We start from the raw sequence: 23,504 nt of genomic DNA on the forward strand, positions 1-23,504 counted from the left end.
GGGAGATCCATATGATGAAACGTTCTGTAGCGATTCTGTCGTCTGCCGTACTTGTCGTGGCATTGATGGCAGGGTGCGGAAAAGCAGATGAAAACGCACAGCCACAAACACCTGCAAATCAGACAGGAGGATATGGGCAAGGCAATCAGGCTGCGAATGCAGCAGATCCGCTGGTACAATTTCCGAAGCTGACCCTGCCGTTTACTGTAGATCCAAACGCGGCCATCGTGGAATATCAGGGCGGCACCATGAATGGAAAAGAATTTGAAGAGTTTCTGCGCGTCATCAACTTCATGAACCCGCAACAAGGCGGCATGATTGAAGCGGCAGACGACAGCAACCTGAAGGCTTTTGCCCGCGAATACACGGCGACCAAAGTATTGGCTGCGCGTGCGGACGAGGCTGTGCAAAAAGAATCCAGGGAACTGGCCGAAAAAACGTTCGACAAGATCAAAAACCAATATCTGGGTTTCCTGGGCAAGGATGAAGCCAAGTTTAACAAGCTGATGGAAGGCCAGGGTGTCACCAAGGAAATGGTTGTCGGTCAGATGGCCCTCATCAACGATTCGATCGGCGTGCTGAAAAAAGGCATTGACGACGCTGCGCTGAAAAAAGAGTACGACGCTATGGACAAGGCTTCCCGTACGGTCGCTTCTGTCCGCCACATCCTGATCTCGACAGAGAAACGCAAGCCGGAAGAAGCGCTGAAGCTGGCAAACGAACTCGAAGACCGCCTGAAAAAAGGCGAAGACTTCGCGGCACTGGCCAAACAGTACACGGACGACCCGGGCAGCAAGGAAAACGGCGGCCTGTACGCCGATGCCGATGTGACCCAATGGGTGCCTGAGTTCAAGGATGCTGCTTTGAAACAGGAAGTGGGCAAGGTAGGACCTCCGGTGAAAACCGATTACGGCTACCACATCATCAAAGTGGAAAACCGCAAAGAAAAAACGTTTGACGAGATGAAAGAACAGCTTCGTGCCAGCGCCTTGGAGAAAGCGTATGACGCCTTCGGGAAAAACGAGCTGGACAAGCTGATTACCAAGTACAATCTGCCAAAAATCAATCAGCCTGCCGCGAAATAAGCGAGCGGGCAGGTTGCAGCGAGAAACAGGGACATGGGTTCCCTGTTTTTTCGTTTTCTCGCATATTCTTGAAACAGGGGCAAATACTATAGTCACTCGCTACCGCCCGGGGGAGAGTAACTGAATCAGGCTGGAAAAAGTTGCAGTCGCCACGCATAGGTAAAATTAGAATTTGAGGAAAAAATACAGGTAACGAACCAAAGCTTTTCACAACCCACTTCTCTTAGGAAAGCGAGGCAACATGACATGAAAGCAACTGGTATCGTTCGTCGAATTGACGACCTCGGTCGGGTCGTGATTCCTAAGGAGATTCGTCGTACATTGCGCATTCGTGAAGGCGACCCGCTGGAGATCTTCGTAGATCGTGATGGAGAAGTCATTCTCAAGAAGTATTCACCTATTGGAGAGCTTGGGGATTTCGCTAAAGAATACGCAGACTCTCTGTACGAGAGCATGAATCATACCGTCCTGATTTCTGACCGAGACAGCGTGATTGCAGTGGCGGGGGCTTCCAAGAAGGAATACCTGGAGAAGCCGATTGGCAGCATTGTCGAGAAGTGTCTGGAGGAGCGTAAACCCCGGTTGGAGAAAAATGCGGGCTCCTATGAGATTTGTCGTGATATGAGCGAGACGTACGGATCTTTCGTCGTGGCTCCCATCGTCGCCGGTGGTGACCCGATCGGTTCCGTCATTTTGCTCAACAAAAACGAGTCAGTTAAAATGGGCGACCTGGAAATGAAAATGTCGGAGACTGCCGCCGGATTTTTGGCGAAGCAGATGGAACAGTAGAAGCTGGAATCAAAACAGCCTCATGCAAATGCGGGGCTGTTTTTTTGTTGCGCGCCAAGTTTTCTTGATCGGAAGACGCATGTGGTATAATGTACGAAGTTTCTGGTTGGAGAGGAGAAATTTCACCCATATGGCTCAAGAAAAAGCATCCGTACAATTCGTGAAAGGCGCCGCGATTCTTGGGGTGGCCGGTCTCGTCTCCAAGTTGTTGGGAGCCGTATACCGCATTCCGTACCAAAACATTGCCGGTGACATCGGTTTGTACGTATACATGCAAGTATACCCGCTGTACACGACGCTGCTGATTTTGGCGACGGCGGGCTTTCCCATTGCCATCTCGAAAATCGTCTCGGAACGAGTCGCCTTGGGGGATACGCTCGGGGCGCGCCGCGCGTTTCGCATTGCCAGCATTGCGCTGGTCATCCTGGGGGTATTTTTCTTTCTGCTGTTGTACGGCGGGGCGACTTTGGTCGCGCGTTTCATGGGAGACGAGCATTTGGCGGCGCCGCTGCGGGCTGTTGCCTGGTCGCTGCCGCTCGTTCCGATGGCGTCGATTTTGCGTGGATATTTTCAGGGCCATCAAAATATGATGCCCACAGGCGTTTCACAGGTAATCGAGCAGCTGATCCGGGTCATTTTCATCCTGGTGTCCGCGTTCTGGGCGATGAACGTGTACAAGGACGCTTATCTCGCCGGTACGGGCGCCGTGTTTGCCGCGTTTCCCGGCGGGGTGGCAGCCGTGCTCGTTTTGCTCTGGTACTGGCAGCGGGACAAGCAGGGCAGGCAGCTGGTTGCCGGCCAGCAGCAGGCAGACGGTGTAGCGGAATGGACCAATCGCGAGGTATTGCGCAGCCTGCTGTATTACGCGCTGCCGATTTGCATGGGCGCACTGGTGCTGCCGCTCATCCCGCTGGTCGATTCGGTGACAGTCGTGAACATGTTGCAGTGGAGCGGGATGCACGAAGATTTGGCCAAGCTGGCAAAGGGAGCATATGACCGCGGGCAGCCGCTCATTCAATTCGGAACGTTCTTTGCGACCTCGCTCTCCCTCGCGCTGGTGCCGGCCATCAGCGAGGCCGTGGCGCAACGCCAGCACCATCTGATTGCCAGCCGCTCGGAAGTGGCGATCCGCCTGACCTTTTTGCTCGGGCTGCCCGCGTCATTCGGACTGGCGCTGCTGGCCGAGCCGATCAACGTGATGCTGTACGGTGACGCGAGCGGGACGCAGGCACTCGCGGTACAGTCGTTTACGATCCTGTTTGCGACCCTCAGCATCGCCAGTGCCGGCATTCTGCAAGGTCTGGGACGGGTGATGCGCCCAGCGCGCAATCTGTTCATCGGCGTGCTGGTCAAGCTGGTGCTCAATCTGGTGCTCGTCCCACTGTGGGGAATCGCAGGGGCGGCTCTGTCGACAGTCCTCGCTTATCTGGTTGCGATGGGGCTCAATGTACTGGCTGTGAAAAAATATACGGGAGCCGAGATCGGTCTGCGCCAGACGGTACTGAAGCCATTCATTTCGGTCTTGGTGATGGCTGGCGTGGTGCTGGCTGTCGAATGGGGGGCAAACGCCCTGCTTGCCAACATCTCCGGTCCCCAGCGTCTGCTCCACACTATCGTCGGACTGCTGGCGATCGGCTGCGGAGCGCTGGTCTACTTGCTCGCGCTGCTGAAAACGGGCGGACTGACGCGCGCGGACATTCAATTTTTACCGAAAGGCAAGAGGATCGCTTCGCTGCTTTCCAGGCTGCGCCTGTTGCCATGACAAAAAAATCGGGCATGATGTGAGACGAAGGAGGCATGAGAAGTGGCTACAACCAGGCAAATTATCACGGTAGTCGGTCTCGGGGCAGGAGACCTCGACCAGTTGCCGTACGGGATATACCGGACGTTGAAGCAGGCATCCCATCTATACTTGCGCACGCAGGAGCATCCGGTGGTGGAGCAGCTGCGCGCCGAGGGGATCGCGTATGCATCATTTGATGAGGTCTACGAGCAGCATGAATCATTCGAGGAAGTATACACAAAGATCGTGGAAAAGCTGTTTGCCAGCGTACAGCAGCACGGCTCGATCGTCTACGCCGTGCCGGGCCATCCCCTGGTGGCGGAGCGCACGGTGCAGCTGCTGCTGGAGCAGGGAGCTGCCCGTGGGATTGCCATCGAGATCGGCGGCGGGCAGAGCTTCATCGACCCGCTGTTCGCCCGGCTGAAAATCGATCCGATTGAAGGCTTTGCCTTGCTCGACGGAACGGCGCTGAAGGCAGACCAGGTATCGCCCGGACTGCATACGATCATCGCGCAGGTGTACGATGCGTTCGTCGCGTCCGATGTGAAGTTGACATTGATGGAAGTTTTGCCGGATGACTATCAGGTGACGGTGGCAACGGCTGTCGGTGTGGCCGGGCAGGAGCAAATCGAGACCGTGCCGCTGTACGAGCTGGACCGGCTGGACCATTTCGGCAATCTGTCGCTTGTCTACGTGCCGCCTGCGCAGGATGAGCGTGTCGCGTACCGCCAGTTCTCGTATCTCAAAGAGATCGTCGCCATCCTGCGCAGTCCGGACGGCTGCCCGTGGGACCGCGAGCAGACGCATCAGAGCATCCGCAAAAATCTGATCGAAGAGACGTACGAGGTGCTGGAGACGATTGACGACGAAGACCCCGATGCGATGTGCGAGGAACTGGGCGACCTGTTGATGCAGATCATGCTGCATTCGCAGATGGCCGCCGAGGAAGGGTACTTCACCGTCGACGATGTGGTGGCGACATTGAATGAAAAGCTGGTACGACGCCATCCGCACGTCTTCGGGGAAAAGAGCGCGAACGACTCCAGCGAGGCGCTCGCCAACTGGCAGGAAATCAAGGCCCAGGAAAAGGCGGCAAAAGGCATCGATGTCGCGGTCCAGTCGCAGCTGGCGGGCATTCCCCGCGATTTGCCAGCGCTCATGTACGCCTACAAGCTGCAAAAGAAAGCGGCACAGGTGGGCTTCGACTGGGACGATGTCGCGGACGTCTACGCCAAGGTCGAGGAAGAATTCCGCGAGCTGCGGGAAGCGGCGGACGAGGACCGCGCCGGAGAGCTGGGCGATCTGCTGTTTGCCGTCGTCAATCTCGCCCGCTTCCTGAAGCTCGATCCCGAAGAAGCGCTCGCGCTGACCAACAACAAGTTCAAGCAGCGTTTTTCCTATATCGAAGACAAGCTGCGCGCATCTGGCCGCACCTTTGAACAGACCGATCTTACGGAAATGGATCAATGGTGGGAAGAAGCCAAGCAGCACAGCAAAAGGAGAGGATAGGCATGAGGCTGGACAAGTATTTGAAAGTATCCCGTCTGATCAAGCGCCGCACCTTGGCGAAAGAGGTGTGCGACAAAGGGCGGGTCGAGATCAATGACCGCGTGGCCAAATCAGCCAGCAACGTCAAGATCGGCGACAAGCTGTCGATCCGGTTCGGGCAGAAAATCGTGACGGTGAAGGTGGAGGACATCAAGGAAAACCCGCGCAAGGAAGAAGCGGCTTCCCTCTATTCCGTCATCGGCGAAGTGCCTGTGCCGCGTGATGAAAAAGAAGAGGATGCTTACATCAAGGGCTAGAAGGCTGGAAAGCATGGCTCCGAGCCAAGACTACCTGTTTGCTGGTAGTCTTTTTTTCATACAGGAAGGGTATATAATGGAGATACATGTGAGCACCATGAAGACGAAGGGAAGTGTGTACACATGCAACAAAACGCAGTGAGACTCGGGTATTTTCTCGGGATCGCTCTCTTGCTGGCTGCGCTGTTTTACTTTTTTGCATCCAACTGGCCCGCACTGGATCGCTTTGGAAAAATCAGTGTGAGCGTATCTGTGCTCCTTCTGTTTTACCTGTTTTCCTACGTCGGCTCGCTCGTGTTGAAACGGCATGCGTTTATTAGCAACTGGCTTTTGGCCGCAGGCGGACTGGCCTTTGGCGTCACCGTAGCGCTGCTGGGGCAAATCTACAATTCGCACGCTGACAGTTACATGCTCTTTCTCGTCTGGCTGCTTCCCAATTTGCTGTTTGCTATTGTGACGAAATACCAGCCCTTTTACGTCATCAGCTACGTCCTGGCGCATCTGGCCATTTGGTTTTTTCTCGATCCTTCCGTCATCCATGTGGCGCTCGGGGACGATTGGTGGTTCATGGTCTATTGGCTGATTGCGCTCGGCAATCTCCTCCTGTTCTGGCTCACTTCTATCGAGCGGCTGCGCTCGCGATCTATCTATTACCTGTCATTTCTGGTTTTTCAGCTGTCCCTGTTTCTTTCGGCTTTTGTAGAAGTGTATGGAGTGCTTCCGGAGCTGTTGTATCTGGTGATCGGCGCTGCTTTGTTCGTCGCTTTTCTCCGCTGGATGCCGAACCGTGCGATGCTCGTCGTGACAGCGGTCATGCTCGCTCTGTTTCTCATCGGCAAGTTTTTCTGGTATATGGGAGAATACTATTCCGAAGGCTTTTTCCTGATCGCGCTGCTGGTCGCTGCGGCGATCGTCTGGGGAGCGGTCGCGGGTATGAAATGGCTGCGCAAACAGTCCTCGCAGCAGGATAGCTTGTGGGGGCGTTTTATTCAAGAAGCCTTTATCGTCCTCGTCACACTGGTGGCGTCTTCGATCGGAGCGATCTCGTTGACGGGTTTTCTGGCTCTTGTGTTCGATGACGACAAGTCAGTCGCGTACTTCCTGTTTTTCCTGTCTGTCATCGGTTTTATCGCACCAGCCGTATTGAGCAAAAGTATGAATTCCACCGTTCGCTACACGCTGCTTGCGATGGGATACTTGCTCGGAGTCGGCTCGTCCCTTTATCTTGAGGGCTACGCTTGGATCGTGTTCCTGATGGTTCTGGGCTATGTATGGACAGTGAATGGCAGAATCCCCGTCAGGCTGTTGACGCAGTTTGGCTTTCTGCTCGTCCTGTACGTGAAGCTGAGCGATTGGGGAAGCAGTCAGGAGTGGGTGCTGTGGCTGTTCTTTGTGTTCCAGCTGGCCATGTATGTGGTTCAGCGCTTGCCGACAGCCCTGCAAAACAGCTCCCTGGTCTATGCGCTCTGCTGCTTGCTCATCCTGACAGAAGTACATGACCGCGTGATTTGGCTGCAATTCGTAATCAACCTTGCTTATTTTGCGCTCACGACCCTCCTTGCCTACCGCGCCCTGCAACAAGATCGAAAAGCGAGCTTCGGGATTGCGCTGGGCTTCTGGTTTGCTTTTTTGCTGATGAAGTATTACGACCTGTTCTGGAGTCTGCTGCACAAGTCCATCAGCCTGCTGATACTGAGTATCGTCTTCTTTGCTGTCAGCTACTGGCTGGATCGGTCAGCCAATGGCAGGCAGGAGGAGCAGGGAGTGCCGATTTTTGCGCGGCAGCGGTTCGCCCTCGCGGCGATCATTGTGCTGCAGCTTTTGCTGGTCGGCTATCAGGTCCAGAGCAGTGAATCGATTCTCTCCCAAGGCCGCTCGGTGAAACTGCAGCTAGCCCCCATCGATCCACGTTCGTTCCTGCAAGGCGATTACGTCCAGCTTAACTACGAGATTTCCACGCTCGAACAGGAGCAATTCAGCGACGAGAACGCCAAGCTGCGGGTTGTACTGCGTCCCAACGAGAACGGGGTCTACCAGTACAGTGGCTACTACGAACAAAACGACGTCTGGAACAAGCCGTATCAGGAGCTTTCCGGCGATGTCATCATCAACGGCAAAGCGATTGACTCTGACCGGGTCGAATACGGGATCGAGAGCTATTTCATCCCGGAGGGCACCGGCCAAGACATTGAGCGCACGGCGAAATTCGCCATAGTACGGGTAGGGAAAAAGGGAGACGCGCTCTTGGAGAAGCTGACTTCCGAATAGATACCCCAAGCAAAAAAGGAGCTGTCCGATTGATTCGGCAGCTCCTTTTGCTTGGAATATGCGACTTCATCAGGCTGTAGGTGAAGCCATTCGTTACCAGTCTGTAACCCTTTCCTGCCGTTCTTTTCCTATTATAGAGAGAATTGCAGGTGAAGGAGGCGTTACCGTTGAACAAAAGCACAAAACAAGGATTATCTGTACTGCTGGCGACTACGGTGTTGGCAAGTCCATTCGCCGTGGTGCCAAAAGCCGCTTATGCCCTCACAGTCGAAGACGTTTCGGCGGATGATACGAGCGCGGATGAAGAAACAGAATATACAATCGAATTTGAAATCGACAAAGAGTTGAAAGCGGGCGACGAGATTTCCGTCAAGTTTCCATCCGATTTCACCGTCGACAAAAAGCTGAAGACATCTGACGTCTATCTGGAGGATGACGACGGGGACGAAGTGGAGATTGATAATGTGTCCGTCAGCAGCAATGTCGTGACCATCGAGCTGGATGACAAGGTAAGCAAGGGTACGGTCTTGACCTTGTCGATCGACAACGTGACCAATCCCGAGGACAAGGGCACGTATTCCATCGGGGTGAAAACGTCCAAGGAATCGACGTACAAAAACGGAAAAATCACCATTGGCAAATCGTCGAGCAGCAGCAGTAGCAGCAGCAAATTTGCGGTCTCCCAGAGCAGCAAGGACGCAGGAGCAGAGATTTCCCTGACCTTGGGCAAATTCAATTTGTCGTCCAAGTCGAAATTGAAAAAAGGGAAATACATTTACGTCGACTTCCCAACCAAGGATATGCTGCCGAAGAGCATCAGCAAATCGGATGTCAAAGTAAACGGGACCAAGGTAGACTACCTGTCGATCATTGACAATGACTCCATTCGCATCGAGGTGCCGAGCGGAGCAGACGGCGATTCCTCCATCAAGCTCGAATTCAGTTCTTCGGCAGGGATCAAAAACCCGTCGAGTGCCGATGACGACTATACCTTCGAGATCGAGTACGACGACAAGACCTACACGTCCGAGAAGATGGAAGTCACCGGATCGGCCAACGCATCGTTTGACGTCGCGCTGTCGGACCGGGGGGCAGGGGCGCGCTCCAGCTACTCGTTTGACATCGATCTGTGGACGAAGGCGTACGCCAACTCGGATATTACGATCGAATTCCCGAGCGCGGACATGGTCCCTCCCGTCCTGTCGGGCTACAGCGTGACGGTAAACGGGGAACCGGTCGGCACTGTGAGCGTGAGCAATGGAAAGGTCTCCTTCCGCACGCCCAGCGGGTTCAAAAGCGCGGACAGCCTGAATGTCAAATTTGCCTTCGATGCGTATTTGACCAACCCGAAAACGGCAGGGACATACAGCCTGACAGCCAAGGTAGACGGCAGAACGTACCGTTCCAAAAGCTTTGAGATCACTGGCAGCGCTGTACCGGTTGCGGTGGACAATACCGCGGCAACGATCGGACTGACGAGGGCGACTGCTTCTACTCCGACCGGCATACAAATCGCGATCAAAGGTCTGGGCGCGCCGATCACGCGTGGGCAAGGCTTCTTTGAAGTCGTACTGCCGGCGGGCTTCCGCATTCCGGCGTACATTCCGAGTACCAGTGTGACGGTCAACGGAACGGCTGCCAATTACGTCGGGGTCCGTGGCCAGAATCTGATTATCGTGCCGACGCAGGATATTCCCGCGCAGACGGCTGTCAACATCAACGTCCTCGAAGCCGGGGGAATCGTCAACCCGGCGCCTCCCGGTGTGTACAGCATCGGGGTCTACACTTCCGAGGAAAAAGGACTGCTGTTTGCCCGCCCGGCGACGATCGTGGCTCTGAACGGCGTCAGCTTCAAGGCCAACGTCGCTTCGTTCACCAAGGCAGGAAAAGTGACGGCAATGGGGGCAGCGCCGTATATCGTAAACGGCAACACCTTGATGCCGGCGTCGTTTTTCCGCGATGGCCTCGGCATGACTGTCACCTGGACGCAGACGACCGCCAAAGTCGTCAGCGGCAATACCGTCATGCAGTTCAAGGTAGGCTCCAACGTAGCCACCGTCAATGGCCAGAATGTGACCCTGCCAGTGGCGGTTCAACTGAAAAACAAGATTCCGGCCTTGCCGCTTCGTGCCATTACAGATCGGACCGGCTACAAAATCATCTTCGCCAACGGCAACTACACGATCTATAAATAGTCAGACAACCCCGCGATCCAGCGGGGGTTTTTTGTTCTAAAAGGACATCCCTCCCCATACGATGGTACAAGAAGGGTATGCAAGGGGGGGAGTTATGATGAACGAGCACATGAAGCGGCCTCGGCATGAAGTCGTGATGATCAATCGGCGCAGCTTGGCGATTTCGGGTGTAAAAAACGTCGAAAGCTTTGACAGTGAAGAGTTTTTGCTGGAGACAGAGGGCGGCTTTCTAACCATACGTGGACAAAATTTGCATATGAAAAATCTGAGTCTGGAAACCGGAGAAGTGGCGATCGAAGGTCTGGTGCATGAAATGGCCTATCTTGAGCAAGGTCAGGCCGGGGATCGGTCGAGAGGTTTCTTCGGCAAGCTGTTCAAGTGAATATCGGGGTTCAGCTGCAGACGGTGCTGGCTATGTCCACGTGCGGTGTTCTCATGGGAATGGGATTTGATACGTACCATGTTTTCAAAGGCAAAAGCAGGCTGCCGCTCTGGATGGTGTTTATTTTTGACATCCTCTTTTGGGTAGGCAGCATGGGGGCTGTTTTCCTCATATTGCTGAAGGTCAATAACGGAATCATTCGCTTTCCCATCTTTTTTGGAATGATTTTCGGCGCCTGGGTGTATTTTGTTATAGGTAGTAAGAAGTATATCCAATTGCTGCACCGCGTGATAGAATTCTGTCAGTGGCTCTATCGCACGGTCTTGCAAATCATCGACGTCCTGGTCGTTCGTCCCGTCTTGTTCTTTTACCGAGTGATCCTGATGACGCTGGCATTTTTGTATTCCGGGTTGCTCGCGATCCTCGGCTTTTTGTGGAAAGTGGCGCGATTTGTCACTTCTCCGTTTGCCAGATGGGGTCAACAAATGGGGAAAAAAATGTTCAGCAAGTCAAGAGGAATTTGGTTCAATTGGAAGAATTTGTTTCACTCGAAGAGAAAACGGGAGTAAACATCCGAGGTGGCAAAATGATGAAAGAAGCAATGTCCGCTCCAGTAAACCGAAAAGGACAAAGGCGGAGAATGCGGCTCTTTTTCTTTTTCATTCTTTGCTTTTTCGTCTGGACTGGCTATACCCTCTATTTGCAAAGCGGGGTCCTGTCCCAGAAAGAAGCAGAGCTTAATGCGCTGAAAGAAGAGTCGGCGAATTTGCAGCAGCAGCAGGAAGAGCTGTCATACGAAGCGAGTCGGCTGGGTGACAAAGAGTATTTGGCAGAGCTGGCACGCAAGCGGATCTACTACACGAAGCCCGGCGAGAGCATTTATGTGATTCCGGAGTAGGCTGTCTGGCTGATCTTCAAGCAGAGGGAGGCTTTCCACGTTCATGGGAGTCGAGATCGGGAGCAAACTTGAAGGAAAAGTGACAGGTATCACGAAATTCGGTGCGTTTGTGGAGCTGCCTGGAAATGTGACCGGTCTTGTGCATATCAGTGAGATTGCAGATACGTTCGTCAAAGACATTCACGATTTTCTCAAGATCGGAGACATCGTTACCGTAAAGGTCTTGAACATCCGAGAGGGAAAGATCGGCTTGTCGATCAAAAAAGCACAGGAAAAGGAAAGGCCTCCTCGCCAACAGCGGGAGCGCGGAGAAGCCTTTGAAGATAAACTGAACCGATTTTTAAAAGAAAGCGAAGACCGCCAATCCTCGTTAAAGAAAAATGGGGACAAGAGGGGCCGTGGTCGACAGCGTTGATTCGGAAAATTACCACTTTTCTTTCTTTGTGTCAATCGCATTTTGACTGCACGAGCAGGAAGGCATTTTGGAAATCGTGCCGAATACGTAATCGTAAGCCCGTTTCGCAAAGCGCGAATCACCTGTCGGCCGACGTTATCCGCCATAACGTCGGTTTTTTTTGTCTTTGCGCATGTCCGAACGTGTCAATGAATTTGTCGGATGATTCTGGGAATATCCATTGGTATTTTGACAAATTTTACAATACCGCCTCCGTATAATGAGAAACACATTGAAAAGAACGGGGTGGTGTAACATGATCGCAAACAAAAATGTCTCGAGTACCGGCCAGGTGTGGACGCGTCAAGTATCCGAACAGATGGATACGGCGGCGCGGACCTGGGGAGAGAAAATAGCGAATGCCGCGCAGCGATGGAACGTTCTTCCTTTGTTGATGGGCTTTTTGCTGGGGAGGGCCCTCATTCTCGAAGAGCTAACCCCTTTTGTGATCCCATACTTTATGGTGATGTTCTACATCCGTCGTGATTGCATCGTCACGACGGGGTTTGCCTTGATAATCGGAGCCTTTTCCCAATCGGTGCCAGTCGGGCTGGAGACGATCCTCAGTATCGTGCTCGCCCTGGCCGCTTGCAAAATTACCGAAAGAATGAGGCGCAAAGACTTTTCCCGTACGCCGTTGCTTGTCATGACGACGATCTTCATCAGCCATCTGCTGTACCACGCGCTGACGAACCAGGTAAACACCTACGAGCTGGTCATGGTGGCGGTGGAGTCGGTGCTCGGCTTCGTCCTGACGCTGATCTTTATCCAGTCGCTCTCCATCGTCCACATGGCCAAGCCGTACGAACCGTTGAAAAACGAAGAAATCGTGTCGCTGGTCATCCTGCTCGCCTCCCTGATGACGGGAACGGTCGACTGGATGGTCGAAGGTGTCTCGATGGAGCACGTGCTCTCCCGGTATTTGCTGCTGCTGTTTGCCTTTGTGGGTGGAGGGACAATCGGGGCGGCCGTCGGGGTGGTCACGGGACTTATCCTGAGTCTGGCCAACGTCAGCGCCTTGCTGCAGATCAATCTGCTCGCCTTTTCCGGACTGCTGGCGGGACTGCTCAAAGAAGGGGGAAAAGTCGGCGTCTCGGCGGGGCTGCTCATCGGAACGGCTATCCTGGCGATTTACGGAGGGGCAGAGGACACGCTGTACTTGTCGCTCGTGGAATCATCGCTGGCGATCCTGCTGTTCATCCTGACTCCTGCCACGTTGTGGAAAAAGGTCGCGAGATTCGTTCCCGGCACGAGCGAAAACATGCAGTCCCATCAGGAGTACATGCGCCGCGTCCGCGATGTGACCGCAGCCAAGATTCAGCAGTTTTCCGAGCTGTTTACGCAGCTGTCCCGCAGCTTTGCCCAGACGGCGGACCCCGAAGAAATCGAAGAAGAAGCGGACGCGTTTCTTAGCCGCGTCACCGAATTTACCTGCCAGAAGTGCTGGAAGAAGGAACAGTGCTGGGAAAGGGATATGCAGTCCACCTATCAGGGGATGCGCTGGCTCATGGAGAAAGTGCAGGAGAACGGCACGCTGGCCGGCATTACGCCGCCAAAGGACTGGGAGCGAAAATGCGTGAAGACAGAAAAGGTGCTGACGGTCATGGAGCAGGAGTACGACCGGCAGCAATCCTTTGAACAGTTGAAAAAACAGATCAGGGAGAGCCGCAAGCTGGTGGCCGATCAATTGTCCGGCGTATCGCGGGTGATGAGCGACTTCGCCCGTGAAATCCAGCGGGAAGGAATGGAGCTGAGTTTACAGGAAAAACAGGTATCGCAGGCGCTGGAGGGGCTTGGCCTGTCTGTGCGCCGCGTGGACATTCACAGTCTGGAAGAGGGAAAGGTGGACATCGAGATCAGCCAGCCTACCTGCTACGGCCGGGATGAGTGCGCCAAAATCGTCGCTCCGATGCTGACCGAGATTTTGGGAGAGAACATCGTCGTCCGGGAAAGGCACTGCGACGCCCAAAAGGACGGCTCCTGCACCATGTGCCTCGCCTCCGCCAAAACGTACGAGATCGATATCGGCGTGGCAGGAGCAGCCAAGGACGGCAAGCTCCTCTCCGGTGACAGCTTCCGCACGATGGATCTGGGCAACGGCAAAATGGCCTTGGCCATCAGCGACGGCATGGGCAACGGAGCGCGTGCTTCCCTGGAGAGCCAGTCCGCGCTGGACATGCTCCAGCAGCTGCTGCGCTCCGGCATGGACGAGAAAATCTCGATCAAGACGGTCAATTCCGTACTCGCGCTGCGCTCCACGGAAGAGATGTTCGCAACTGTCGATCTGGCGCTGATTGACCTGCAGACCGCACACACCCGGTTCGTCAAAATCGGCTCGACCCCGAGCTTTGTGAAGCGGCGTTCAGACGTATTTACCATTACCGCGAACAATTTGCCGGTCGGGATTCTGGACGAGATCGAGGTGGATGTCGTCTCCCGCACGCTCAAACCGGGCGATCTGCTGATCATGATGTCCGACGGTATCTACGAGGCCCCGCGGCATATCGAGAACCGGCAGGCATGGATGAAGCGCATCATCAGCGAGCTGCAGACTGACGATCCGCAAGAAGTGGCAGACCTGCTCCTGGAAAGAGTCATCCGCCAGCATTCCGGCCAGATCGTCGACGACATGACGGTGCTTGTCGCCCGCATCGACCGGTTCGTGCCGCAATGGTCGGCGATCCAGGTACACGGCATGCAAAAGCTGGAGCGACCGCGAGTTGTCAGCTGATACGTATGTTTTCCAGCCTCCCCGTCGATACTGTTGCTAAAACAGGCAGAATGGGGAGATAATTTGTGAAAGAAGCGACACTTCGGCAAATTTTGGTTGTGACAGACGGATGCTCGAACACCGGGATGAGCCCCGTGGCGGCTGCCGCTCTGGCGAGAGAACAAGGGATTACCGTCAATGTCATCGGCGTGATTGAGAAAAGCGAGCTGGGGGAAAAGGGTGAGACGGAAATCCGCGAAATCGCGAAAGCGGGCGGCGGCCTGTGCGACATCGTATATCCGCAGCAGCTGGCGCAAACCGTCCAGATGCTCACGCGCAAGGCAATGACGCGAACGATACACCAGGTGGTCCATAAAGAATTGAAAGAGATTTTGGGCGATTCCGGAATAGAAGAGCTGGAGCCGCAAAAGCGCGTGCAGGTAGCAGGCATGGTGGACGAGCTGGGAGAGAAAAGCAGCCTGAATGTCGTCATGCTGGTCGATACATCCGGGAGTATGAAGCCGAAGCTGGCTGCGGTGCAGCAGGCGATTCACGACTTTAGCATCAGCCTGCAGTCCCGCAGCGGGCATAGCCGGATGGCTGTCTGCTCATTTCCTGGGAAACAAAAGTATTTGGACGTTAGAATTCCCTGGACGGAAAAAGTGGAGCAAGCCCATCAAATCACCAGCGATCTGGCGATGAGCGGGATCACTCCGACAGGACCGGCGATCGTGGAGGCGATCGCATTGTTCGACCATGTCAAGCTCCCGCAGTCCCTTTCCGGGCGATATGCCTTGGAATCGGGCGATCACGAAGATGGAAGCTTGCGGGACCATGTCTTTTGACCAGACTCTGAAGATCCCCGGCCTGCCCCGGCAGTTCCAGGGCAAGTGGAACAAAAAAACGTACCACGTCCTAAGGGAGCTGGGACGTGGGGCGAACGGGGCGGTTTACTTGACGACCCAGGGCGGAGTGCGGCGGGCAGTCAAGGTCGGCGGAGAGAGCATCGACATTTTAATGGAAGTGAATGTGCTGAAAAGCGTGCAGCAGGGGCGGGACTCCCAAGTGGGACCGCTCCTGTGTGATGTGGACGATGTGATGATCGACGGCAAGCCTTGCACGTTTTACGCCATGGAATACCTGGAGGGAGAGCAGCTGGATCGATATATCAGGCAATCCGGTACGGAGTGGGTCGCTGTGATGATCGTCCAGCTGCTGGCTCGTCTCGACGTCCTGCACAGGCACGGCTGGGTATTCGGCGACCTGAAGCCGGAAAATGTGATCGTGACAAAGGGAGATAGGCAGGTGCGGCTCATCGACTTTGGGGGAGTGACCAAGCTGGGCAATGCCGTCCGCCAGTTCACCGAGGAATACGACAGGGCGTACTGGCATGCAGGCGACAGGCGCGCCGAGGTCAGCTACGATCTGTTCTCTGCAGCCGTCATGATGGTCCGTCTGTTCGTCGACCGGCAGACGTGGAAAAGCATTCTGGGCGAACCGCGTCAGACCGTATATCTGTGTGATATAATACGGAACAGTGACGGCCTGTACCCGTACCGCGTGCCTCTCCTGAAAGCCATTCACGGGAAGTACGCTTCGGCGGGGGAGATGCGAGCAGAAATGCTGACGATTCTGCGGGAACTCACGGTTGCCGCCCCGAAGCAGCAGCAGACACGCAAGCGAACATCTGGGGCAGGGGGAACGGGGATCAGCGGCTTGTTCGTCGCTTCTTTGTTGCTCTTGGCTGGCACACTCTATTACGCCTGGTTCATGTGAGGCCTTCCGCGCATGCACATGGGCAAGCTTCGACAAAGGCTTTATTTAAGGATGTGACGGTTCTTGTCCTCAGATTTGGTGATGGATACATGCCTGTTGGCAGGCGCAATCATATTGAAAAACGGAGGCGAGACCTACCGGACAGAGGAAACGATGGCGCGGATCGCGGAGGCAGCCGGAATGGACGACGTCAACAGCTCCGCTACTCCGACGAGCATCATCCTCTCGTTTCGCTGCGGGGGGCTGGATCATACGAGAATGGTTCGCACCCCCATGCGCACGACGAACCTGAATAAAATCACGCTGGTCAACGACGTGTCCCGCAAGTTTGTCGGCGGCAGCATTACGCTGGAACAGGCGTACTTGACGCTGTGCGAGATCGATCAGAAAAAACCGCTCTATCCCAAGTGGATGCAGCATATGGCGGCCGCTATCGCCAGCGGCTCCTTTTCCATGCTTACGGGCGGGAGCTGGTACGATCTCGTGCCGTCCGCTCTGGCCGGTTTGATCGTCAATCTCAGTCTCGAATATTTGGAACAGTTTGTGCGAATGAAATTTTTTACCGAGTTTTCAGCCGCCTTGCTGGGTGGCCTGTTTGCCTTGCTCACCGTGACGTGCTTTCCCCAGCTGCATATCAGCATCATTATCATCGGGGCGATGCTCCCGCTGTTCCCGGGGATCGCGATCACCAACTCGCTGCGGGATCTGATGGCAGGAGATCTGGTGGCAGGTGTCTCCCGCGGCGTCGAGGCGATGCTGACGGCGGTCTCCGTCGCTGTGGCTACTGCTATTATTCTCTGGTTTACGAGGTGATCCGATGATATGGCAAGGTCTTGCGCTCAGCCTGGTGTCGTCCATGGCATGGTGTGTCCTGTTTAACGTACCTGTCCGCACCATATTTGCCGGCGGCGTTGCCGGGATGGTCGGTTTTCTCGTCTATTCGCTCTTGCCGGCGCTGGGCGCAGAAGTATTGCTGTCGACCTTTGTATCTGCTGCGATCGTCTCGCTGCTCAGTCAGATCTTGTCGATATATTTGCGTGTTCCTTCTACGAACTTCAGCGTCGCCGGGATCATCCCGCTGGTGCCGGGATCGTTGGCATACAGATCCATGCTGGCTTTTGTCAACAACAATTACATTGAAGGCATTACGTTGGCCACCCAAACGATGATGATAGCGGGTGCGATCGCGTCCGGACTCATCTTTGGAATATCGGTGGTGACGATTGTGAAAGGAGCCCGTCATGCTGGCAAGCGTGCACAATGAAATATTGCGGGAGCGTCTGCTGCTGCCAGGGGAGACCGTCGTGGTCGGCGTATCCGGCGGGAATGATTCCTCGGCTCTTTTGCATATCCTGGTGTCTCTCAATGAACAATATCATTACGGGTGGAAACTCCATGCCGTTCACCTGAACCACGGATTTCGCGGGGAGGAGGCACGGCTGGACGCGCTGTACGCGCGGGAGCTTTGCGAATCCCTCGGCGTTGCCTTTCACCTCTTTGAATTCGATGTGCCGGCCTACATGGAGCAGACCGGCAAAGGGGGACAGGAGGCGAGCCGGGACGTTCGCTACGGCTTCTATTTGCGGGTCGCAAAGGAACAGGGGGCTGCCAAACTGGCGCTGGCGCATCATGCTGACGATCAGGTTGAGACGATCTTGTTCCGGCTTGTGCGCGGGACGCGATTGCACGGGCTGACGGGAATGCCGAAACGACGCTGGCTAGAGGAGGGAGGCATCGAGCTGGTACGCCCTCTTCTGCACAAGACAAGGCAGGAACTGGAGGCATACTGCCGCGAGAATGGCCTCGCCCCGCGGGAAGACAGCAGCAATCACTCCCGCAAGTACAAGCGGAATTTGCTAAGGCTCGATGTCATGCCGTTGCTCGCCCAGGTCAACGAACGCTACCGGGAGCATATACTTGAGGCGGCAGAGGCGATTCGCCAGGACGATGAGCTTCTGGAGAGACTGGCAAGGGAGCAGCTGCAAAAGGTCTTGATTGCGCAAAAGCAGGACGAGATCGTATTGGACCTTGAAGCGTTTCAAAAGTGTGACGTTGCTTTACAAAGGAGAATGATTACTCTAATATTAGGGTATGTCTCGAAACAAACTGAGTGGTCTTCTCAGCATGTCGAGGCGGTGTTGCATATATCAGGTGGTAGCCGTCCTTCGGCACAATTGCATTTGCCTGGAGAGCTGGTGGTAAACCGGGTGTACGGGCGAATTCATTTTTGTCCAAAAGGGCGAGAAGAACGCATACATATGTATTGTTACGACCTTCCGATACCAGGATCGATCTGGATCGAGGAGAGCAAGGTTTGGGTACATACGAAACAGCTTGTACGTTTCACGGATTGGAAGCGACTGCAGGAGAACGAAGCGGTGTTTGATGCCGATCGTCTTCCAGGGCCGCTGTTTTTGCGCAATCGCAGACCCGGTGACCGCCTTGCCTTGTTTGGCACAGCATCTGGAAAGAAACTGAAGGAATTGCTGATCGATCAAAAAGTGCCACGGGCCTGGCGGGACAGACTGCCGCTGCTGGCGGCTGGAGAAGAAGTGTTGTGGGTGCCGGGATTGCGGCGTTCTGCGACGGCGCCTGTAACGGAACAGACCAGGCGGCTTCTGTACGTGCGGGTAGAATTTGGAGAAGATTGGCGGGAGGTTTTTTCATGAATCAAGACATCGAGAAGATTTTGCTATCAGAGGAAGAGATTGCAGGCAAGATTCAGGAGCTGGGCAAGACGCTGGCTGCCGAATATCGGGGGAAAAATCCGCTGGTGATTTGCGTGCTGAAGGGCGCCGTCGTATTCATGGCCGACCTGATCCGCCACATGGATATCCCGTGCGAGATGGACTTCATGGCAGTTTCCAGCTACGGAAGCGGCACCGAGTCTTCGGGCATGGTCAAAATTTTGAAAGACCTCGATACCTCTGTGCAAAATCGTCACGTCCTGGTCGTAGAGGACATCATGGACAGCGGGTTGACACTCAGCCGCCTGGTAGAGCTGCTGCGCCATCGCGAAGCGGCTTCGGTCAAAGTCGTTACGCTTCTGAACAAGCCGGAGCGCCGCAAGGTAGACATTTCTCCGGATTACAGCGGTTTCGACATTCCGGACGAATTCGTCGTAGGATTCGGGCTGGACTATGCCGAGCAATACCGAAACCTTCCGTATATCGGGGTATTAAAGCCTGAAGTCTACACAAAGTAGGTTTGTTGTGGAGACCCTGCTTCATATGATAAAATGTGAAAAGTGTCTGTTCGTGAGAGGAGGTAAGGAATGAATCGCTTTTTTCGTAATACCGGGTTCTACCTGCTGATTTTTCTTGTCACGGTCGGGATCGTGAATTTCATCCTCTCCGGTACTGATAAGGTTGGGAAACTTACATATCAGGATTTCCGGGTACAGCTGTTAGCCGATAACATCACCGAGATGTCCATTCGACCTGAAAATGGTACATACCGAGTCGATGGTACGCTGGCTAAAGCTATTCCGGGACAGGAAAGCAACAAATTTTTCACCAATGTTCCCCTGTACGATTCCAATATTATTTCGTTGGTAGAGCAGAAGATGGATGAGCAAAAAGTGAAAAAAGTAGAGGTTCATCCTGCGGAAGGCAACAGCATCTGGCTCACCTTCCTGACCTCGATTATTCCGTTTGTGATCATCTTCATCCTGTTTTTCTTCCTTCTGAATAATGCGCAGGGTGGCGGCAGCCGGGTGATGAACTTCGGCAAAAGCCGTGCCAAGCTGTACAACGAAGAGAAAAAGCGCGTCACGTTCGACGATGTGGCAGGGGCAGACGAAGAAAAGGCGGAGCTGGAGGAAGTCGTTGAATTCCTGAAAGATCCGCGCAAATTTAACGCTGTCGGCGCCCGTATCCCTAAAGGGGTCCTGCTCGTAGGTCCTCCGGGTACCGGTAAAACGCTGCTCGCCCGTGCTGTTGCAGGGGAAGCAGGCGTTCCGTTCTTTAGCATCTCCGGTTCTGATTTCGTGGAGATGTTCGTCGGGGTCGGTGCTTCCCGAGTGCGTGACCTGTTTGAAAATGCGAAGAAAAATGCGCCTTGCATTATCTTTATCGATGAGATCGACGCTGTCGGCCGTCAGCGCGGAGCGGGTCTTGGCGGCGGTCACGACGAGCGCGAGCAGACGCTCAACCAGTTGCTCGTAGAAATGGACGGCTTTGGCGGCAACGAAGGCATCATCATGGTGGCTGCGACCAACCGCCCGGACATTCTCGACCCTGCACTCTTGCGTCCGGGACGCTTTGACCGACAAATTACAGTGGACCGTCCGGACATCAAAGGCCGTGAAGCGGTGCTCAAGGTACATGCCCGCAACAAGCCGCTTGGCGACGACGTGAAGCTGGATGTGATTGCCCGCGGTACTTCGGGCTTCACCGGTGCCGATCTGGAGAACCTGCTGAACGAGGCAGCCCTCCTGACCGCCCGCAAGAACAAAAAGCAAATCAACATGGCGGAAATCGACGAGGCGATCGACCGCGTCATTGCCGGTCCGGCGAAAAAGTCCCGCGTTATCAGCGAAGAGGAGCGCCGTCTGGTTGCTTTCCACGAAGCTGGTCATACAATTATCGGCTATCACTTGCGAAACGCCGAAATGGTACATAAGGTAACGATCATTCCACGCGGTCAGGCTGGCGGGTACACGGTCATGTTGCCGAAAGAAGACCGTTTCTTTGCCACCAAGACAGACCTGCTGGACAAAATCGTCGGCCTTCTTGGTGGACGAGTCGCAGAAGAATTGGTACTCGGCGACATCAGTACCGGCGCACATAATGACTTCCAGCGTGCGACGGCGATTGCACGCAGCATGATTACGGAGTACGGGATGAGCCGTCTGGGGCCGATGCAGTTCGGCAGAAGCCAGGGACAGGTATTCCTGGGCCGCGATTACGGCAACGAGCGCAACTACTCCGATCAGATCGCGTACGAGATCGACCGGGAGATGCAAAACATCATCAACGAATGCTATGCGCGATGCACAGAGCTTTTGACCAAGCATCGTGACCAGCTCGATCTGATTGCCAACACCTTGCTGCGCGTCGAAACACTCGATGCGGAACAAATCAGGCAGTTGATCGAAACCGGCCGCATGGACAACGATCCGGATGAAAACAAAGACGTGGTCGTCAACATTCAGCCGAAAAAAGAAGATACAAACGATGAACCGACACAATAAGGGGCGCCTCTGGTGCTCCTTTTGTTCTACAGGTAAGAATGGACCCGGTGCTTATCCCGTGCTTGTGTATGCAGCCAGACTCGTGCCCTTTGGGTGCAACAGCCCAAGGTTTCAAGTACGGAACTCCTGTCTTGGTCACCATAGGCACCATGTACTTCTCATACCGGTAAAGGGGGAATACGATGTTGCTCACACCGCGCTTGGCTGCCTTTGATATGGATGGGACTTTGTTGAATGAGCAGTCGCAAATGGCGGACGCCACCAAGGAAGCTTGCCGGCAGTTGCAGGAGCGAGGCTGCAAGCTGGTCCTGTCGACGGGAAGGACGTACGGGTCAGCCTTGATCCCCGTGGACTCCTTTCCGTTTGACGGCTACGTCTGCAGCAACGGGGCAGCGATTTACGAGGCGGACGGCACGATGGTGCACCGCGTGTTTTTGCCCAAAACGATGGTTGTCGACGTCGTGCATGTCCTGCGGCAGGAAGCGATCTACTACGAGCTGCACGATACAACGGGCAGCCGGCTGATGGTCAAGGAAGACCGGGACCGGCTTGAGGCGTTGATCGAGGAAGACAATACCGTAGAAGGCATCTCGATGCGCCGGTTTGCTTTTTACAAGCTGTCCCGCATCGTACCGCTGGTCGAGCTGCTCGATCAGGTCGAATCGGGCGCGATTGAAGTGGTAAAGCTGTTTATCTGGCACAACAACCCGGAACGTCTGGATTGGGTCCGGGAGCAGCTCTCGCTTTGGGCGGAGCAGGCGACCTTCACGACCTCCGGCAAGCACAATATCGAAATCATGCCGCTGGGCGTATCCAAGTGGGAAGGACTGCGCTACTTTATCCAGAAGTGGGGAATCGCGCCGGAGCAGGTTATGGCTTTCGGCGATGCGGACAACGACAAGGAAGCGTTGATGGGTGCCGGCTACTCGGTCGCCATGGAAAATGCTCCAGCCGAGATCAAGAGGCTTGCCCGTTACACGGCTCCCCATCACAACGAGGACGGAGTCGCCCGCTTTATCCAGGAGCATGTGCTGGGGCGAAAGTAGCTGTTCCAGGCAGTTTTTCCACGGGACATACATTGACAAGGCAGGGTGAACCGCTTACAATGACCCTAAATTACGACACCTACGTAGGGGGATTTTTTCCATGGACGCTTTAGCGTTAGAAAAAAAAGCCCAGCGCAACGCTGAGTTACGAGAACGACTGATGCAGCTGAAGAAAGAGCGCAATGCGATCATCCTGGCACACTTCTATCAACGTCCGGAAATTCAGGAAGTGGCCGATTTCATTGGCGACTCTTTCGGGCTGGCTCAAAAAGCAAAGGATACCGACGCAGACGTCATTTTGTTCTGCGGCGTTCACTTCATGGGAGAAAGTGCAAAAATTCTCAATCCCCAAAAGACGGTCCTCATTCCTGACGAACGGGCAGGCTGTCCGATGGCGGATATGGTAAACGTAGACGGCCTGCGCAAGCTGAAAGCGCAGCATCCAAACGCAAAAGTGGTAGCCTACATCAATACATCGGCAGACGTCAAAGCGGAGACTTACATCTGCTGCACATCGTCCAACGCCAAAAAGGTGATCGAATCCATCGACAGTGACGAGATCATTTGGGTGCCGGACAAAAACCTGGGCCACTACGTCTCCCAGTTTACCGACAAGAAAATGATCATCTGGGAAGGATACTGCAATACGCACGACCAGCTGTCGGTCGAAGACATCATGACCTTGAAGCAGCAACATCCGGAAGCGCTCGTCGTCGTCCATCCGGAGTGCCGCCCGGAAGTCGTGCAGCTGGCTGATTACGTTGGCTCTACTACCGGCATTTTGAAATATTGCCGAGAGTCTTCCCACAAGGAGTTCATCATCGGGACCGAAGACGGCACGCGTTACATGCTGGAAAAGGACAGCCCGGACAAAACCTTCATCTTCGCTTCCAAATATCTGGTCTGCCCGAACATGAAGGTGAACAACCTGAAAAAATGCGTAGAAGCTCTGGAGAATATGAAGCCGGAGATTTTCGTGCCAAAAGATGTGGCCGATGCTGCCCGCGCCTCTCTCGAACGGATGTTGGAAGTCGCGCCGGGATAATGGCGGCTTGTGTGAGTGAATAGGGGAAAGAAATGAAGGGGCAAAGCCAATTGGCTTCGCCTCTTTTGTTTGTC

Annotated in this window: 21 protein-coding genes; all 21 read left to right on the top strand. The window is 54.6% G+C overall.

Features of this window, described 5'->3' with window-relative positions:
• Nucleotides 1–14: 14 nt before the first annotated feature.
• The 21 genes from ACFSO0_RS09375 to nadA all read left to right on the top strand — a co-directional run bounded on the left by ACFSO0_RS09375 (nucleotide 15) and on the right by nadA (nucleotide 23,430).
• Nucleotides 15–1,085: a peptidylprolyl isomerase gene (locus ACFSO0_RS09375; RefSeq protein WP_376879268.1), complete on the top strand. Its 1,071-nt coding sequence runs from the start codon at nucleotides 15–17 to the stop codon at nucleotides 1,083–1,085.
• 246 nt (nucleotides 1,086–1,331) lie between these two features.
• Nucleotides 1,332–1,874 (top strand): stage V sporulation protein T, encoded by a 543-nt coding sequence (spoVT, locus tag ACFSO0_RS09380; protein ID WP_376879271.1) that lies wholly within the window; start codon nucleotides 1,332–1,334, stop codon nucleotides 1,872–1,874.
• Nucleotides 1,875–2,004: 130 nt separating this feature from the next.
• A complete protein-coding gene (locus ACFSO0_RS09385; protein ID WP_376879273.1) occupies nucleotides 2,005–3,636 on the top strand; it encodes a putative polysaccharide biosynthesis protein in 1,632 nt (543 codons plus the stop codon).
• A 42-nt stretch (nucleotides 3,637–3,678) separates the two neighbouring features.
• On the top strand, nucleotides 3,679–5,166 hold the full coding sequence (gene yabN / locus ACFSO0_RS09390) for a bifunctional methyltransferase/pyrophosphohydrolase YabN (RefSeq protein WP_376879276.1): 1,488 nt from the start codon (nucleotides 3,679–3,681) through the stop codon (nucleotides 5,164–5,166).
• Nucleotides 5,167–5,168: 2 nt separating this feature from the next.
• Nucleotides 5,169–5,462, top strand: a complete 294-nt coding sequence (locus ACFSO0_RS09395; protein ID WP_376879278.1) for an RNA-binding S4 domain-containing protein — start codon at nucleotides 5,169–5,171, stop codon at nucleotides 5,460–5,462.
• Between the two features lie 123 nt (nucleotides 5,463–5,585).
• Nucleotides 5,586–7,730, top strand: coding sequence for a GDYXXLXY domain-containing protein (locus tag ACFSO0_RS09400; RefSeq protein WP_376879280.1), 2,145 nt, complete (start codon nucleotides 5,586–5,588; stop codon nucleotides 7,728–7,730).
• 167 nt (nucleotides 7,731–7,897) lie between these two features.
• Nucleotides 7,898–9,925, top strand: coding sequence for a copper amine oxidase N-terminal domain-containing protein (locus ACFSO0_RS09405; RefSeq protein ID WP_376879282.1), 2,028 nt, complete (start codon nucleotides 7,898–7,900; stop codon nucleotides 9,923–9,925).
• Nucleotides 9,926–10,022: 97 nt separating this feature from the next.
• The gene (yabP, locus tag ACFSO0_RS09410; protein ID WP_376879285.1) at nucleotides 10,023–10,307 is read left to right on the top strand and encodes a sporulation protein YabP; all 285 of its coding nucleotides are present in this window, start codon (nucleotides 10,023–10,025) and stop codon (nucleotides 10,305–10,307) included.
• Nucleotides 10,304–10,876 carry a spore cortex biosynthesis protein YabQ gene (gene yabQ / locus ACFSO0_RS09415; RefSeq protein ID WP_376879287.1) on the top strand — a complete coding sequence of 191 codons (573 nt, stop codon included), beginning with the start codon at nucleotides 10,304–10,306 and terminating at the stop codon, nucleotides 10,874–10,876. The genes yabP and yabQ overlap by 4 nt, the downstream gene beginning before the upstream one ends.
• Nucleotides 10,877–10,896: 20 nt before the next feature.
• Complete coding sequence (locus ACFSO0_RS09420) at nucleotides 10,897–11,205, top strand: FtsB family cell division protein (RefSeq protein WP_376879289.1); 309 nt, start codon at nucleotides 10,897–10,899, stop codon at nucleotides 11,203–11,205.
• Nucleotides 11,206–11,248: 43 nt separating this feature from the next.
• Nucleotides 11,249–11,620, top strand: coding sequence for a S1 RNA-binding domain-containing protein (locus ACFSO0_RS09425; RefSeq protein WP_376879292.1), 372 nt, complete (start codon nucleotides 11,249–11,251; stop codon nucleotides 11,618–11,620).
• Nucleotides 11,621–11,915: 295 nt separating this feature from the next.
• Complete coding sequence (gene spoIIE / locus ACFSO0_RS09430) at nucleotides 11,916–14,390, top strand: stage II sporulation protein E (RefSeq protein WP_376879295.1); 2,475 nt, start codon at nucleotides 11,916–11,918, stop codon at nucleotides 14,388–14,390.
• Between the two features lie 65 nt (nucleotides 14,391–14,455).
• On the top strand, nucleotides 14,456–15,214 hold the full coding sequence (locus ACFSO0_RS09435; RefSeq protein ID WP_376879297.1) for a VWA domain-containing protein: 759 nt from the start codon (nucleotides 14,456–14,458) through the stop codon (nucleotides 15,212–15,214).
• A complete protein-coding gene (locus ACFSO0_RS09440; protein WP_376879299.1) occupies nucleotides 15,204–16,145 on the top strand; it encodes a serine/threonine protein kinase in 942 nt (313 codons plus the stop codon). The genes ACFSO0_RS09435 and ACFSO0_RS09440 overlap by 11 nt, the downstream gene beginning before the upstream one ends.
• Before the next feature lie 63 nt (nucleotides 16,146–16,208).
• Nucleotides 16,209–16,958: a threonine/serine exporter family protein gene (locus ACFSO0_RS09445; protein ID WP_376879301.1), complete on the top strand. Its 750-nt coding sequence runs from the start codon at nucleotides 16,209–16,211 to the stop codon at nucleotides 16,956–16,958.
• A gap of 4 nt (nucleotides 16,959–16,962) precedes the next feature.
• On the top strand, nucleotides 16,963–17,409 hold the full coding sequence (locus ACFSO0_RS09450) for a threonine/serine exporter family protein (RefSeq protein WP_376879303.1): 447 nt from the start codon (nucleotides 16,963–16,965) through the stop codon (nucleotides 17,407–17,409).
• Nucleotides 17,387–18,814 carry a tRNA lysidine(34) synthetase TilS gene (gene tilS, locus ACFSO0_RS09455; protein WP_376879305.1) on the top strand — a complete coding sequence of 476 codons (1,428 nt, stop codon included), beginning with the start codon at nucleotides 17,387–17,389 and terminating at the stop codon, nucleotides 18,812–18,814. Before ACFSO0_RS09450 ends, tilS begins: the two co-directional genes overlap by 23 nt.
• Nucleotides 18,811–19,350: a hypoxanthine phosphoribosyltransferase gene (gene hpt / locus ACFSO0_RS09460; protein ID WP_376879308.1), complete on the top strand. Its 540-nt coding sequence runs from the start codon at nucleotides 18,811–18,813 to the stop codon at nucleotides 19,348–19,350. The genes tilS and hpt overlap by 4 nt, the downstream gene beginning before the upstream one ends.
• Before the next feature lie 69 nt (nucleotides 19,351–19,419).
• Nucleotides 19,420–21,339, top strand: a complete 1,920-nt coding sequence (gene ftsH / locus ACFSO0_RS09465) for an ATP-dependent zinc metalloprotease FtsH (protein ID WP_376879310.1) — start codon at nucleotides 19,420–19,422, stop codon at nucleotides 21,337–21,339.
• Between the two features lie 182 nt (nucleotides 21,340–21,521).
• Nucleotides 21,522–22,385 carry an HAD family hydrolase gene (locus tag ACFSO0_RS09470; protein ID WP_376879313.1) on the top strand — a complete coding sequence of 288 codons (864 nt, stop codon included), beginning with the start codon at nucleotides 21,522–21,524 and terminating at the stop codon, nucleotides 22,383–22,385.
• 100 nt (nucleotides 22,386–22,485) lie between these two features.
• On the top strand, nucleotides 22,486–23,430 hold the full coding sequence (gene nadA / locus ACFSO0_RS09475; RefSeq protein ID WP_376879316.1) for a quinolinate synthase NadA: 945 nt from the start codon (nucleotides 22,486–22,488) through the stop codon (nucleotides 23,428–23,430).
• Nucleotides 23,431–23,504: the final 74 nt, after the last annotated feature.

The organism is Brevibacillus sp. GCM10020057, from assembly GCF_042683565.1.
Lineage (GTDB): Bacteria > Bacillota > Bacilli > Brevibacillales > Brevibacillaceae > Brevibacillus.

Coding starts and splice junctions, on each gene's coding strand:
- ACFSO0_RS09375 (WP_376879268.1), top strand. CDS start 15: ATGAAACGTTCTGTAGCGATTCTGTCGTCTGCCGTACTTGTCGTGGCA.
- yabP (WP_376879285.1), top strand. CDS start 10,023: ATGAACGAGCACATGAAGCGGCCTCGGCATGAAGTCGTGATGATCAAT.
- ACFSO0_RS09400 (WP_376879280.1), top strand. CDS start 5,586: ATGCAACAAAACGCAGTGAGACTCGGGTATTTTCTCGGGATCGCTCTC.
- tilS (WP_376879305.1), top strand. CDS start 17,387: ATGCTGGCAAGCGTGCACAATGAAATATTGCGGGAGCGTCTGCTGCTG.
- spoVT (WP_376879271.1), top strand. CDS start 1,332: ATGAAAGCAACTGGTATCGTTCGTCGAATTGACGACCTCGGTCGGGTC.
- ACFSO0_RS09395 (WP_376879278.1), top strand. CDS start 5,169: ATGAGGCTGGACAAGTATTTGAAAGTATCCCGTCTGATCAAGCGCCGC.
- ACFSO0_RS09425 (WP_376879292.1), top strand. CDS start 11,249: ATGGGAGTCGAGATCGGGAGCAAACTTGAAGGAAAAGTGACAGGTATC.
- hpt (WP_376879308.1), top strand. CDS start 18,811: ATGAATCAAGACATCGAGAAGATTTTGCTATCAGAGGAAGAGATTGCA.
- ACFSO0_RS09385 (WP_376879273.1), top strand. CDS start 2,005: ATGGCTCAAGAAAAAGCATCCGTACAATTCGTGAAAGGCGCCGCGATT.
- ftsH (WP_376879310.1), top strand. CDS start 19,420: ATGAATCGCTTTTTTCGTAATACCGGGTTCTACCTGCTGATTTTTCTT.
- nadA (WP_376879316.1), top strand. CDS start 22,486: ATGGACGCTTTAGCGTTAGAAAAAAAAGCCCAGCGCAACGCTGAGTTA.
- spoIIE (WP_376879295.1), top strand. CDS start 11,916: ATGATCGCAAACAAAAATGTCTCGAGTACCGGCCAGGTGTGGACGCGT.
- ACFSO0_RS09440 (WP_376879299.1), top strand. CDS start 15,204: ATGTCTTTTGACCAGACTCTGAAGATCCCCGGCCTGCCCCGGCAGTTC.
- ACFSO0_RS09450 (WP_376879303.1), top strand. CDS start 16,963: ATGATATGGCAAGGTCTTGCGCTCAGCCTGGTGTCGTCCATGGCATGG.
- ACFSO0_RS09420 (WP_376879289.1), top strand. CDS start 10,897: ATGAAAGAAGCAATGTCCGCTCCAGTAAACCGAAAAGGACAAAGGCGG.
- ACFSO0_RS09470 (WP_376879313.1), top strand. CDS start 21,522: ATGTTGCTCACACCGCGCTTGGCTGCCTTTGATATGGATGGGACTTTG.